The organism is Flavobacterium sp. UBA6135 (assembly GCF_002428305.1).
Classification (GTDB): Bacteria; Bacteroidota; Bacteroidia; order Flavobacteriales; family Flavobacteriaceae; genus Flavobacterium.
The window spans coordinates 63,275-76,980 of record NZ_DIVJ01000017.1 but is presented as its reverse complement, the minus strand read 5'-3'; the positions used below and the strand labels follow the sequence as shown (position 1 = coordinate 76,980).

The 13,706-nt window shown below is 35.2% G+C and carries 10 protein-coding genes; 5 read left to right on the top strand and 5 right to left on the bottom strand.

Features of this window, described 5'->3' with window-relative positions; translation table 11 throughout:
- The 3 genes from B3L86_RS05270 to glyA all read right to left on the bottom strand — a co-directional run.
- The coding region (locus B3L86_RS05270; RefSeq protein ID WP_291115935.1) for a hypothetical protein at window positions 1–1,397 on the bottom strand (1,397 nt) is incomplete at its 3' end.
- A 17-nt stretch (window positions 1,398–1,414) separates the two neighbouring features.
- On the bottom strand, window positions 1,415–3,646 hold the full coding sequence (locus B3L86_RS05265) for a LysM peptidoglycan-binding domain-containing protein (protein ID WP_291115932.1): 2,232 nt from the start codon (window positions 3,644–3,646) through the stop codon (window positions 1,415–1,417).
- A 118-nt stretch (window positions 3,647–3,764) separates the two neighbouring features.
- The gene (gene glyA / locus B3L86_RS05260) at window positions 3,765–5,039 is read right to left on the bottom strand and encodes a serine hydroxymethyltransferase (RefSeq protein ID WP_291115929.1); all 1,275 of its coding nucleotides are present in this window, start codon (window positions 5,037–5,039) and stop codon (window positions 3,765–3,767) included.
- A gap of 109 nt (window positions 5,040–5,148) precedes the next feature.
- On the opposite strand from glyA, the gene fahA reads away from it, so the two are divergent.
- Together fahA and B3L86_RS05250 are read left to right on the top strand one after the other, a co-directional pair.
- The gene (fahA, locus tag B3L86_RS05255; protein ID WP_291115893.1) at window positions 5,149–6,432 is read left to right on the top strand and encodes a fumarylacetoacetase; all 1,284 of its coding nucleotides are present in this window, start codon (window positions 5,149–5,151) and stop codon (window positions 6,430–6,432) included.
- 83 nt (window positions 6,433–6,515) lie between these two features.
- A complete protein-coding gene (locus B3L86_RS05250; RefSeq protein WP_291115890.1) occupies window positions 6,516–7,697 on the top strand; it encodes a hypothetical protein in 1,182 nt (393 codons plus the stop codon).
- Window positions 7,698–7,857: 160 nt separating this feature from the next.
- Here the strand turns inward: B3L86_RS05250 and ytxJ are convergent, their stop codons facing one another.
- Window positions 7,858–8,247: a bacillithiol system redox-active protein YtxJ gene (gene ytxJ, locus B3L86_RS05245; protein ID WP_291115887.1), complete on the bottom strand. Its 390-nt coding sequence runs from the start codon at window positions 8,245–8,247 to the stop codon at window positions 7,858–7,860.
- 164 nt (window positions 8,248–8,411) lie between these two features.
- Between ytxJ and clpB the strand changes: the two genes are divergently transcribed.
- The 3 genes from clpB to B3L86_RS05230 all read left to right on the top strand — a co-directional run bounded on the left by clpB (window position 8,412) and on the right by B3L86_RS05230 (window position 13,051).
- Window positions 8,412–11,015, top strand: coding sequence for an ATP-dependent chaperone ClpB (gene clpB / locus B3L86_RS05240; protein WP_291115885.1), 2,604 nt, complete (start codon window positions 8,412–8,414; stop codon window positions 11,013–11,015).
- Window positions 11,016–11,362: 347 nt separating this feature from the next.
- Window positions 11,363–11,776, top strand: coding sequence for an energy transducer TonB (locus B3L86_RS05235; protein ID WP_291115882.1), 414 nt, complete (start codon window positions 11,363–11,365; stop codon window positions 11,774–11,776).
- A 93-nt stretch (window positions 11,777–11,869) separates the two neighbouring features.
- Window positions 11,870–13,051, top strand: coding sequence for a thioredoxin family protein (locus tag B3L86_RS05230; RefSeq protein WP_291115879.1), 1,182 nt, complete (start codon window positions 11,870–11,872; stop codon window positions 13,049–13,051).
- 103 nt (window positions 13,052–13,154) lie between these two features.
- Here B3L86_RS05230 and B3L86_RS05225 read toward each other — a convergent pair whose 3' ends face one another.
- A complete protein-coding gene (locus B3L86_RS05225) occupies window positions 13,155–13,448 on the bottom strand; it encodes a hypothetical protein (RefSeq protein WP_188360900.1) in 294 nt (97 codons plus the stop codon).
- Between the last annotated feature and the right edge of the window lie 258 nt (window positions 13,449–13,706).

Below are 13,706 nucleotides of genomic sequence, written 5' to 3'. Positions count from 1 at the left end.
TTAAGATAAGTAAACAAATCTACTGAAGGACTTGTGGTACACAAATTCGCTAAACCGTTTGTTCCTGCAATAGGTTGTGGGTTTAACCCAACGGTTATAGTAGCTGTAGCATCAGGACAAGGTGCGATTCCGGTAACGGTATAGGTATAAACTCCGGCGGGGTCAACGGCAGGATTGAATAGGCCTGTGCCACTTGCTAAAGCCGGTGACCATGTTCCGCCTGTATCAGGATTGTTTCCAAGTAAGGTGAATAAATCAACCGGATCTGAGGTTACACATAAATCAATATCATTGCCTGTTCCTGCATTGGGTTCCGGATTGACTGTTACGGTAACTGTTGCTGTGGCAGGAACACATGAAACTGAAGTCGTTTCAGTGTATGTAAAAATAAAAGGACTTGCTAATAAACTAAGTTGAGAGGTATCCAGCGTTCCAAGGTATTCATTTGAAGTAACTAGGGGTCCTGACCAACTTCCGTTTTGTAATGGAGAACCTCCTAGATAATCAAAAAGGTTTATCAAATTAGCATTAGGAATTTCGCTGTCGCAAATTTGATAATTACTTGAGCTACCCGCATTATTTAATGGTTGAATTACTACAGTAACCTCCAAACGATCGATACTTTCGCAAGGCGGATCAACAGTTGTAGCATAATAACTTTGACCATCAACCAGTGGTGTATTCAGAGCCAAAGGAAGAGCTGACGTGCTGGTTGCATACCAATTATTATTACCACTTACTAGTAAATCACCAATAGTTGGCGGATTCAACGGATTATTACAAAAAAATTGAATGTTATTTCCAACAGGTAGAGGCACTACACCAACACTCACAAAAACGGAACGTCGTGAGGTTTCACAGCCTGTATTTGGATTGATTTGACTGGCGTAATAAATTGTGTTGGGAACTAAAACTGTTGAAATTGGAAGAGGGGTACCTCCAGACGGCACATTATACCATTGTATGTTATTTCCAATCACAATTAAGTTTGCCAACGTCGCATCATTTGGGTCATCAACACAAACTCCCTGAAAGTTTTGACCGATTGGAGCAGAAAAAACGGTTACAAAAACCTGAGTTCTAGTTCCGCAATCACCTGCACTATTATCTGCAAAATAGCTTTGACCGTTAACCAAACCGGCACCGGGTGCTAGGGGTGTTGTTGCTGTTGCTGTTGCAAACCAGGCAACTCCACCACCATTATTAATAGCTTGTAAACTAGAAATTGTTGGTGATTGAATGTCACAAAAAGATTGGTTAGTATTTGTAACTGTAGGACATTGAGCCTTTGTACTTTCTACCAGAGTAAAAAGAAAAAAAAGTTGCATCAAAAAACCAAAAACTGTTTTTTTATGAAATGTGAACACGTTGTAACTTATTTTTATAGTATAAATCATTGTTATCGTTTTACTAATCAATTGACAGGTTTTACGTTAGTTTCAGCATCAAATTGATATAAATAAACTCCCAAATTGGAGTAACCACCATTGCCATTTTTATTGTATTTAAACCGATACATTACTTGTTGTGTTTCATTGTCTTTTGCGGTAGCTTCAAAATTTTTATTTTGAAAAACCCTTACCAATGCATCAAATGTCACATCAAATCCTTTTATTGATTCCGGTGACGGATCCGTTTTATATTGTTTTCTAAATTGCTTATTAAAAGTATTCAAAGCACTTAAATTATCCAATTTTGTAACTGATGGATAAATCATTTTCAAGACTTTAAATCTCATTTCAGACAAACTTTCTTCATTTAGAGAAGTAATTTCATCCATTAAAACCAATTGAATGGTATAATTTGTAGATTCTTTCATCAATATTGTTGTAGCATCAAGCAAAATCCCGGTTTTATCTGTATCCATGACCACAAAATTTTTGCTGTTTTTTGTTAAAAGTCTTTTCACAGATTCCACATTTAAAATTCCTTTGTCATCTGTTTTTACAAATAAAACATTGGAAAAGTTTTGTTTGATCCATTGTTCACTTTTCTGTTTTTCGGAATCTGAAACAATGATAATTGTGCCTCCCAAATCTGATAGATACTTTAAAACTGCTCTCTTAAGTTCTATTTCTTTTGGTAAAAGTTGAAAATTATTAGGTGTTCTTTTTGTTTCATCCGTATGGTAACTTAAAAAAGGCACATTATTTTTACTTAAATACTCTGCTATATTATCTGATTTCGAATCCTCAACAGGATAAAAAACCAAAGAAGAAGTAGCTAAATTATTGTTCTTAGCGACATTCAATGCTGTGTTTTGAGTAACTGAATACAATTTTGCCTCTACCTGAACTCCTAATTTTTTAATGGAATCAACAGCAAATTGTGCACCCAGATAAAAATCTTTGTTTCTTATAGCCTTTTCATCCAAAGCCATAGAGCTTTGTAATGGATCAGAAACTATTGCTTTTAAAGTCATTTCATTAATGGGGAGCAGAAAAGCCACTTCTTTGTTTTCTAGTGTATTTAAAGTTGCTAATAATCCCGTTTTTTGAATCTTTGCATTAACCGATTTGGTTTCAAGAGTTGCAGTTGATGGGTTCGAAGGCAATTTTATTATCATTCCAATTTTAACGCCATCAACTATTTGAGGGTTTAATTCTAACAACTTCTCTTGGCTTATTCCTGCCATTCTTGACAATCCATAAATTGTTTCTTTGGGTTGCACTTCATAGGCAACAAAACCACTTTCCGTTTCATTTGTATTGGACTGCAGTATTCCCTGTGTTTTAGTTTCAGGGACAACCTGTGTTTTTTCATTTTGAACAGGCACCTCAACAATTTCCGGTTTTTGAACGCCAACCGGTGAAGAACCTAAATTTGAAACCACAACTTTATGTCCTACTTGTAACATTGTTACAATATGCGGGTTGTTTTTTTCTAATTCTTCAATTGTAATTCCATATTGTTTTGAAAGTCCATATTTGGTTTCACCAGCTTCCACAACATGAATGGAAGTCCCTACGTTTGTATTTGATTGTTGATAAGTTATTGCATCACCGACTACAGGTATATTAAGTATTTGACCTATTTTAATCAAATCGCCTGCAACTGATCTATTAGCCGCGATTAAATCTCCTACTGTAATTCCGTAACGTCTGGAAATTCCATACAAGGTTTCCTTTGGTTGCACTACATAAGAAATCACTTTGCCTGTTGTTGTATTTGTTGGTGATGGCTGTACATTTAAAACAAAACCTCCACTGTCTTTTCCTCCTCTAATCTCCAAACGGTGATTGATTTGCAAAACTGAAATCGTATGTGGATTTTGCTGTTCCAATTCTTCCACAGTTATACCATATCGTTTGGCTAATCCATATTTAGTTTCTCTTGGCTGTACGATGTGAATGATAACACCTCCAGAAGATGAGGCTGATTGATTAGATAGTTTAGGTGTAGAAGTATTTTCTTGTGTTGTTTTGGTAACTTTAGATTTTGGAATCAGAATGATTTCATTTTCAAAAATACCGTCTCTTAATTTTGGATTGAGCGTATATAAGTCATTTGGCGTCACCTTATATTTCTGTGCAATTTCTGTAACTATTTCTCCCTTAACTACTTTATGTTTGACATAATCTTCCTGAGCAAAAAGACTTATCAAACCGGTTAGGAAAAGAAAAAATAACAGTAATTGATACTTCATATTTAAACGATTTAAATTTTGATAAATAAAAACCTACGAATTTAATTATAAATATAAAAAAAACCTTCAGAAGAAAATTTTATCTGAAGGTCAAATTCTAAGATGTTATTAACAATTTTTAATAGACAAAAATTGGTCGCTCACTCATCATTTCATTAACAGAATCGGCCACTTGCTCAATTATCGCTTCATTAGTATGGTTAATAATTACGGTGTCAATCAGGTCAACTATTGTCTCCATATCTTCTTCAACCAAACCTCTTGTGGTAATTGCAGGAGTTCCTACACGTATCCCTGAAGTTACAAAAGGTGACTTATCATCAAAAGGAACCATGTTTTTATTGACTGTAATTTCTGCTTTCACTAAAGCATTTTCTGCTTCTTTACCGGTAATATTTTTATTACGCAAATCAATCAACATCATGTGATTGTCTGTACCACCGGAAATAATATTATAACCTTTTTTTACAAATGCTGCGGCCATGGCTTTTGCATTTTTTTGAACCTGTAACATATACGTAAAAAACTCATCAGATAAGGCTTCACCAAAAGCTACGGCTTTAGCCGCTATGATATGCTCTAACGGACCACCTTGATTTCCCGGGAAAACAGCTGCATCCAATAATGATGACATCATTCTGATTTCGCCTTTTGGTGTTTTTATTCCGAACGGGTTTTCAAAATCAGTACCCATTAAAATCATTCCTCCACGAGGGCCTCTCAATGTTTTATGTGTTGTAGTTGTAATAATATGACAATGCGGCACCGGATCGTTCAATAAACCTTTTGCAATTAAACCAGCAGGGTGCGAAATATCAGCCAATAAAATAGCTCCAACGCTGTCTGCAATTTCTCTGAAACGCTTGAAATCCATATCACGGGAATAAGCAGAAGCACCTGCAATAATCATTTTTGGCATTTCCTTAGTAGCAATTTCTTGAATTTTATCATAATTCAAAAGTCCTGTTTCTTGTTCAACGCCGTAAAAAACAGGATTATATAATCTACCTGAAAAATTAACGGGAGAACCATGCGTAAGATGTCCACCGTGAGACAAGTCAAATCCTAAGATTTTATCACCCGGTTTTAAGCAGGCAAAGAAAACTGCTGTATTTGCTTGAGAGCCTGAATGCGGTTGAACGTTTGCATAAGCAGCTCCAAATAAAGCTTTTGCTCTATCAATTGCTATTTGTTCAACTTGATCCACCACTTCGCAACCGCCATAATAACGTTTGCCAGGATAGCCTTCAGCATATTTATTTGTAAGCACCGAGCCGGCTGCTTCCATAACTTGATCGCTTACAAAATTTTCTGAAGCAATCAATTCCAATCCGTGTATTTGTCTGTCTTGCTCATCTAAAATAAGCTCAAAAATTTGTTCGTCGCGTTGCATTTGATAATATTTCGTTAAATTGAGCTCAAAATTACGAAAATCGTTTGTTAAATTAATAGTTAATAATATATTTGATTGATAATTTTTCAACACTAAATCAACAAAAAAAATGCCAATAACAGCCAACAACCCCAACAGAAAATCATGGATTAACGTCCCTGCTACCAGTGACTTCCCCATTCAGAACATTCCGTTTGGCGTATTTTTAACTAAAGATGACATCATTACGATTGGCACTCGAATTGGTGATTGTGCGATCGATTTAGGTGCCATGCAGCAGTTAAATTATTTTGAGGGTATCGAATTAACCGACGATATGTTCATGCAAGACACGCTAAATGATTTTATTTCTGACGGAAAAAAAACATGGCGTTTGGTTCGAAACCGTATCGCTGATATTTTTGATGCGACCAATTCGATATTGCGAGATAATGAAAATCATCGTGATATTATAATTTTTAATATCAACGAAGTTGAAATGCAACTTCCAGTTTTAATTGGTGATTACACCGATTTTTATTCCAGTAAAGAACATGCTACTAATGTTGGTAAAATGTTTCGTGATCCTGAAAACGCGTTATTGCCTAACTGGCTTCATATTCCGGTAGGTTATCACGGCAGAAGTTCCAGCATAGTTCCATCAGGAATTCCGGTTCACAGACCTATGGGTCAAACCTTACCCAACGGAGACACACAGCCTGTTTTTGGTCCTTCTCGTTTGGTAGATTTTGAATTAGAAACGGCTTTCATTACAACCGATGCCAACATCATGGGAGAAAACATTCCTGTTGCTGAAGCTGAAGATTATATTTTCGGAATGGTTTTATTAAACGATTGGAGTGCCAGAGATATCCAAAAATGGGAATATGTGCCACTTGGCCCTTTTTTGGCTAAAAATTTTGCCTCTTCTATCTCACCGTGGATTGTAACCATGGATGCTCTAGAACCTTTCAGAACAAAAGGGCCAAAACAGGAACCTGCTCCGCTACCTTATTTACAACAAAAAGGAAAAAATGCCTATGATATAAATTTAGAAGTCTATATTGCTCCTGATAAAAAAGAACCTACATTAGTGAGCAAGTCCAACTTTAAATATATGTATTGGTCCATGGCACAGCAATTGGCACATCATACTTCAAATGGTTGCAAAGTAAATTCAGGAGACATGATGGGTAGTGGCACCATTTCAGGACCTAATCCGGATAGTTTTGGTTCTATGTTAGAGCTAACTTGGGGTGGAAAAAACCCAATTAAACTGAACGATGGTACTGAACGTAAGTTTATAAACGATAACGACACTGTTATCATGAAAGGTTATTGTCAAAATAGTCAAATTCGAATTGGTTTTGGTGAGGTGTCCAGTAAACTCCTCCCTTCATTCGTTAGAAAATAAAATTTAAAATCCGGTATAACCGGATTTTTTTTAACTATTTGAAGTTGTTTTATATATTTGATTAAAATATAACTCCTTTTTATATGAAAAGAATTTTACTATTTCTTTTATTAGCAAGTTTAGTTTCTTGCGGTGTGAAACAATCGACTAACGCTTTAAATTCAGGCAATTATGACCAAGCCATTGACATCGCCATCAATAGTTTGAGAGGAAATAAAAATGCAAAAGGCAAACAAGATTATGTGTATATTCTTGAAGAAGCATTCGCAAAAGCAAAAGAGCGTGACTTAAGGAACATTGAAATGTGGTCTAAAGATGCTAATCCTGCTAATTTGGAAAACATTTTTAATACCTATGTTCAATTGAACAATCGTCAGGAGAAAATACGTCCGTTGTTACCCTTGCGATTTTTAAAGGAAAATAAAAATGCTATTTTCCCTTTTGATGATTATTCTACTGAAATAATTGACAGTAAAAATGCTTTATCCAATTATTTATATACCAATTCAAAAAACGTATTAAAGAATGCTAATAAAATGCAATCACGTCAAGTTTTTGATGATTTGATTTATTTGAATAAAATCAATCCGGGCTTTAAAGATGTCTCAAAACTAATTGACGAAGCTCAATTTAAAGGAACCGATTTTGTGCATGTTTACACCAAAAATGAAACGAATATGGTAATTCCTGTTCGTTTGCAAAATGATTTGTTGGATTTTAGCACGTATGGCTTGAACGACAAATGGACGGTTTATCACAGTAATCGAGTTAAAGACATCCACTATGATTATGGTATCATTGTCAACTTCAGAGAAATTACTATTTCACCGGAACAAATCCGTGAAAAGCAATTTGAGAAAGAAAGACAAATAAAAGATGGTGTTAAAAACTTGGTAGATGCGAATGGAACTATTGTTCGTGATAGTTTAGGAAATCCAATAAAAGTTGACAAATTCATCACGGTTAAAGGTACGGCTTATGAATTTACACAATTCAAAGCTTGTCAAGTAGTGGCAAAAGTAGATTATATTGATTTCAACACCAATCAATTAACGAACACCTATCCCTTAGGAAGTGAATTTGTTTTTGAGCACATTTATGCCACAGTTCGAGGCGACCGAAGAGCATTTGACGAACAATATGTTACTTATTTTGGCAGAAGAGCTGTGCCTTTCCCTACAAATGAACAAATGGTTTATGATACGGGGGAGGATTTGAAAATGAAGTTGAAAGATATTATTAGTAGAAATAGGATTAGAAGATAAGTTTTTTTTTCTTATTAAGACGAATTTTCCAGCCTTTTGTCATTCCGACGCAGGAGGAATCTCATAATTTATGTAAAAATTATTTAACAAAAAACCTATTATGAGATTCCTCCTGCGTCGGAATGACAAGATTGAGGATAAACTTTGTGCGTATCTGCAACTAACCCAAAACCCTCTTCAAACTCCCAACATCAATCCCATCATGTGATTCATGATAAACGCATTTCCCTTCTTTGATCAGAAGGATTTGTGGCGATTGGTGCGTTATTTCAAACCGATTGGCAATTTCGTTAGAAATGTTTCTGTATTCTAATAAGTCTAAAAAATACGGTTGTAAATCTTCTTCGGCAAAATCATACTCGTTTTCAAAGTTCTTCAACGCAAAACGGCTTATACTGCATCGTGTGCTATGCTTAAATATTAAAACCGGTTGTTGGTGCGATAATTCGATAAGCTCATTAAGCTGACCTAAATCGGTTAGCCTCCTCCATCCTACTTTGGATGATTTTCCCTCTTCTGAATTCCCGAATAAATTAGTAAAAAAACTCATTTTTGACGTGTTTCAAGACATTTTGACTTGCTTTTAAGGTGATTTTATTGAAAAATCAGCCATTTTGTCTTAGATTATGGTTTGGAATAGTAGTTGACTAAACTTCAACAAAGATACCGAAATACTGGGCATTTACTTGTCTCAAAAACATAAAAATAAAACAAATGAATTTAAAAAATTTAACCATTAAATCGCAAGAAGCTTTGCAGCAAGCTCAGCAAATTGCACAAGGTTTTGGTCAGCAACAACTGGAAAACGAACATCTTTTTAAAGGAATTTTAGAAGTAGATGAAAACGTTGCTCCGTTTATTTTAAAAAAAATGAATGTGAATGTCAACTTGTTCTCCCAAATCTTAGATAGTACAATTCAAAGTTTTCCAAAAGTTTCCGGGGGCGAAATTATGCTTTCCAGAGAGGCCGGAACGATGCTAAACGAAGCTTCCATCATTGCCAAAAAAATGAATGATGAATACGTTTCGATTGAACATCTACTCTTAGCCATTTTCAAATCCAAAAGTAAAGTCGCTCAGATTTTAAAAGACCAAGGTGTAACTGAAAAAGGGTTAGAAGCCGCCATTTCAGAATTGCGAAAAGGCGAACGCGTGACGTCTGCTTCTGCCGAAGAAACGTATAACGCATTGAATAAATACGCCAAAAACCTCAACGAATTAGCTAAAAACGGCAAACTCGACCCAGTCATTGGTCGTGATGAAGAAATTCGAAGAGTGTTGCAAATTTTATCCCGAAGAACTAAAAACAACCCCATGTTGGTTGGTGAACCCGGTGTTGGTAAAACCGCCATTGCCGAGGGTTTAGCCCATCGAATTGTAGATGGCGACGTTCCTGAAAACCTAAAAGACAAAATTGTTTTTTCGTTAGATATGGGTTCGTTAATCGCCGGTGCAAAATACAAAGGCGAATTTGAAGAACGCCTGAAATCCGTTGTCAAAGAAGTTATTGCCGCAGAAGGAGATATTGTCTTATTCATTGATGAAATCCACACCTTAGTAGGTGCCGGTGGTGGCGAAGGTGCGATGGATGCTGCCAATATTTTAAAACCTGCGTTGGCTCGTGGCGAATTGCGTGCGATTGGTGCGACGACTTTAGACGAATACCAAAAATATTTTGAAAAAGACAAAGCCCTTGAACGACGTTTTCAGAAAATTATGGTCGATGAACCGGATACTGAAAGTGCGATTTCGATTTTACGCGGAATCAAAGAAAAATATGAAACGCATCATAAAGTGCGAATCAAAGACGAAGCCATTATTGCTGCCGTTGAATTATCGCAACGCTATATTTCCAACCGATTTTTGCCGGACAAAGCCATTGATTTAATGGACGAAGCCGCTTCTAAATTGCGAATGGAAATCAATTCCAAACCTGAAGAATTGGATGTTTTAGATCGAAAAATTATGCAATTGGAAATCGAAATCGAAGCCATCAAACGCGAAAATGACGAAGCCAAATTGAAAATATTAGGATTGGAATTAGCCAATTTAAAAGAAGAACGCAACGAGATTTTTGCCAAATGGAAATCCGAAAAAGAAGTAGTAGATAATATCCAAAACGTCAAAATTGAAATTGAAAACTTCAAGTTAGAAGCCGAACGTGCCGAACGCGAAGGCGATTACGGAAAAGTAGCCGAAATCCGTTACGGAAAAATCAAAGAAGCACAAGAACGTTTGGACAAATTGCAAATTCAATTGCAAGAAAATCAATCGGGAACTTCATTGATTAAAGAAGAAGTAACCCGAGAGGACATTGCCGAAGTTGTAGCCAAATGGACCGGCGTTCCCGTGACCAAAATGCTACAAGGCGAACGCGATAAATTATTAAAATTAGAAGACGAATTACACCACCGTGTCGTGGGTCAGGAAGAAGCTATCGAAGCCATTAGTGATGCCGTTCGCAGAAGCCGTGCCGGATTACAAGATATGAAAAAACCCATCGGAACCTTTCTTTTCTTAGGAACAACCGGAGTCGGAAAAACCGAGTTAGCCAAAGCACTAGCCGAATATTTATTTGATGACGAAAACGCGATGACTCGAATTGATATGAGCGAATACCAAGAACGTCATGCCGTGAGCCGTTTGGTAGGTGCTCCTCCCGGATATGTGGGTTATGACGAAGGCGGTCAGTTGACCGAAGCCGTGCGAAGAAAACCCTATTCCGTCGTGTTGTTAGACGAAATTGAAAAAGCACATCCCGACACCTTCAACATCCTTTTACAAGTGTTGGATGAAGGAAGATTAACCGATAATAAAGGTCGCGTAGCCGATTTTAAAAACACCATTATTATTATGACCTCCAATATGGGAAGTCATATTATTCAAGAGAAATTTGAAAATTTATCGAGCGGAATTGAAGCCGCAACCGAAGCCGCCAAAGTGGAAGTATTAGGTTTATTAAAACAAACTGTTCGTCCCGAATTTATCAATCGAATTGATGAAATCGTCATGTTCACGCCATTATCCAATGCAAACATTCGAGAAATTGTTGGCTTGCAGTTAAAAAGTGTCACCAAAATGTTAGCTCAGCAAAACATCACGATGGATGCCACTCCGGAAGCCATTGATTATTTGGCGAAGAAAGGCTATGACCCGCAATTCGGAGCAAGACCGGTGAAACGAGTTATTCAACGCGAAGTGTTAAACAAATTATCAAAAGAAATTTTGAGCGGCACTGTAAAAACTGACAGCATCATTTTGCTTGATAGTTTTAATAACGAATTGGTTTTTAGAAATCAAAGTGAATTAGTATCATAACTAGTTTTAAATAGATAGTACCCGTTGGGTGTAATTAAATTTTGAAATAATTTTGCCTCTAATTCACGAATTTTTTAGACTAACTATTCGATTAAATTCGAATTTTCATCAAAGATGAACAAATTATTGCGTTCGCCAAATTTATGATTTGTGAATTCGTGGCAAAAACATCCATTCTACTATTGAATTAAATAATTACTCCCAACGGGTAGATAGATTAATTGATTAGTTTGAAAACATCAACTTGGAAACGGGTTGGTGTTTTTTATTGCCGTTCCATTAAAAATTCAAATTGGTTTTATACTTTTATGTAATAAATAGAGTTTTATACTTCAAATCGCATCGCTATGAAATTAGTCATTTTCGCTTTATTCCTTTCTTTTTCAAGCTTAGCACAGTCGGAAGTTGTTTATACTAAAAAATTAAATCATACAGTTTCCGGTGAAAAAGTGTATTTGGAAAGTGACGTTGATATCACTCCTAAGTTGATGTATGGTGATAATGCCATGAATCGCTTTCTATCCCGAAATTTCAAATATCCGAAGGAGAACGTACCGGTTTCTGAAATCATTTGTAGTTTCATAGTAGAAATTGATGGCTCCATAAGTGATATAAAAGTGGTTAATGAGGTGCCTGAATTTTACAGCAAAGAAGCTTTGAGGGTTTTGGATAAATTTGATGAGCCTTGGTATCCAGCTGTGAAAAATAATGTCCAAGTTAGATGTCAGTATATTTTACCCATTAAAATCAATAGAATGTGATATTGTTTAAGGTTAAATTTAAATTAAAAAACCACTTCTTATTTCTATAAAAAATCTAAAAATGGTAATTTAGCCTTAACTAAATTACTTGTTTTGAGAACTTTTATATTCCTTTTTCTGTTTGTTTTTCAATTTGTTTCCTGTCAAAATGTTCAATTTGAAGAAACACTCCAAATTGCTTTTGAAAAAGCCAAAAAAGAAAACAAACTTGTTTTCATAGAATATTACAATTCTGATTGTACCATTTGCAAAAGCATTGAACCTTTATTTTCCAATCCGGAAATGGCTAAATTCTATAATTCCAATTTTATCAATTATAAAATCAACACTAATGGTGGATTACAAGGAGCTGATTTAGAGTTTATGAATAGCACAGGATTGAAGTTTCAAGGTGTTCCTTTTTTCCTTTTTTTTGATACCGATAAAAATTTTGTTCATTATTCCGGTGCTAAAGCAGAAGTTGATTATTTGATTGGCATTGGAAAAACAGCTTTAAACCCAACTGCAAGAACGGGAAGTTTACATGAAAAATATCAAAGTGGCGACAGAAGCATCCGAACACTATATGCTTATGCCGATTTGGTTCAATTGTATCAAAATGACAAATTACAAAACGAAATTTCAACAGCTTTATATGCCGTTTATCCAAAAGAAAATTTGGGAACACAACAGAGTTATTTAATTCTAAAAAATGCTGTGTTTTCCATCACTAATGGGTTTTATATTTATTGGTATGACAACAGAGCTAATCTTAAAGGATTTGAAAAAGGTGCCAAAGCCGGAACTGAATCAGAACAATTGGAACGCATTTTATTGCATTCCCTTAGAGGTGATGAAAAAAAAACGTGGTCACTTGCACAGATTTCCAAAGCCAAAGAAATGATTTTGACATTAGGTTTAAGCAACAACCCAAATGATTTTTTATGGGAAACCGAAGCCACTGCTTTATATCGTGAGGGAAACACCAAAGAGGCATTGCGTTTGTTTGAGGAATTGCTTACCGCTGAAAAATCCAACAAGTATGCTTCATTGTATATCACCGATTTTTTTATGAAACTATTCATGGATAAAAAGGAACTGGATCTTGTAAAATTGGAGTTGGATACATTTTCAAAATCCGTTGAGGAAGTTGCTTTGCAAGCCGATATTTTCTATCAGGAAATTGTTTATTATACTAAAATAAATGATTCAAAAAAAGCGTCAGACTTAAAAGCGAAGGCGTTACTCTTTTATGAGAAACACAATCTGGATGCCACACCTATAAACGAGATGTAAAAAGCACCTGCTTAACTATAAACAGGTGCTCTCAAACAATAAACAAACTAAAAATTACTTTAGTTTTAAAGGTTTCAAATTAAAAAAATGAAACGTTTACAACTTAATTGTAAAATTTGAATGTTCTGTAAATACGGTTAATTGGGATTCCAATTCCGTGGTTGAGAATAACGCGTTCATCGGTTACTCCACATACATTTGCCTCTACAACCTTCTTAGACTTGTTATCGGCAAAATAAATTTTAATTTTGAAATAATCTAAATTTCCAAAAGACAACGCCAGTTTTAATTCGGCTATACGTTGTTGCATAGCTTCTTTTTTACACAAAACATCAGACTTAGGGAACACAAGGGACGTGAGTTTGTCCTTGTCTACGGATTCGTAGCAAATAGCCATAGGTTAAGATTTAAGTTAATAATAGATTTAAGGGTGAGATAAAATTAACAAAATAATTTAATTATCATAATTTTTAGGGTCTTTTTTTTGATTTATTATTAAAAAATGAGTAATCATACATTAAAAACTTACAAAAAACCATGTAAATCTCCCGTAAAAATTTAAAAGTTTGGATGATTGTTTTATCTTATGATCCTAAATAAGGTTTTGATTTCGGTAAAATTTTTTTAACTTTTTTCAAAATTATTGTGCTTTGTT

Coding starts and splice junctions, on each gene's coding strand:
- B3L86_RS05250 (WP_291115890.1), top strand. CDS start 6,516: ATGAAAAGAATTTTACTATTTCTTTTATTAGCAAGTTTAGTTTCTTGC.
- ytxJ (WP_291115887.1), bottom strand. CDS start 8,247: ATGAGTTTTTTTACTAATTTATTCGGGAATTCAGAAGAGGGAAAATCA.
- glyA (WP_291115929.1), bottom strand. CDS start 5,039: ATGCAACGCGACGAACAAATTTTTGAGCTTATTTTAGATGAGCAAGAC.
- B3L86_RS05235 (WP_291115882.1), top strand. CDS start 11,363: ATGAAATTAGTCATTTTCGCTTTATTCCTTTCTTTTTCAAGCTTAGCA.
- clpB (WP_291115885.1), top strand. CDS start 8,412: ATGAATTTAAAAAATTTAACCATTAAATCGCAAGAAGCTTTGCAGCAA.
- B3L86_RS05225 (WP_188360900.1), bottom strand. CDS start 13,448: ATGGCTATTTGCTACGAATCCGTAGACAAGGACAAACTCACGTCCCTT.
- B3L86_RS05265 (WP_291115932.1), bottom strand. CDS start 3,646: ATGAAGTATCAATTACTGTTATTTTTTCTTTTCCTAACCGGTTTGATA.
- fahA (WP_291115893.1), top strand. CDS start 5,149: ATGCCAATAACAGCCAACAACCCCAACAGAAAATCATGGATTAACGTC.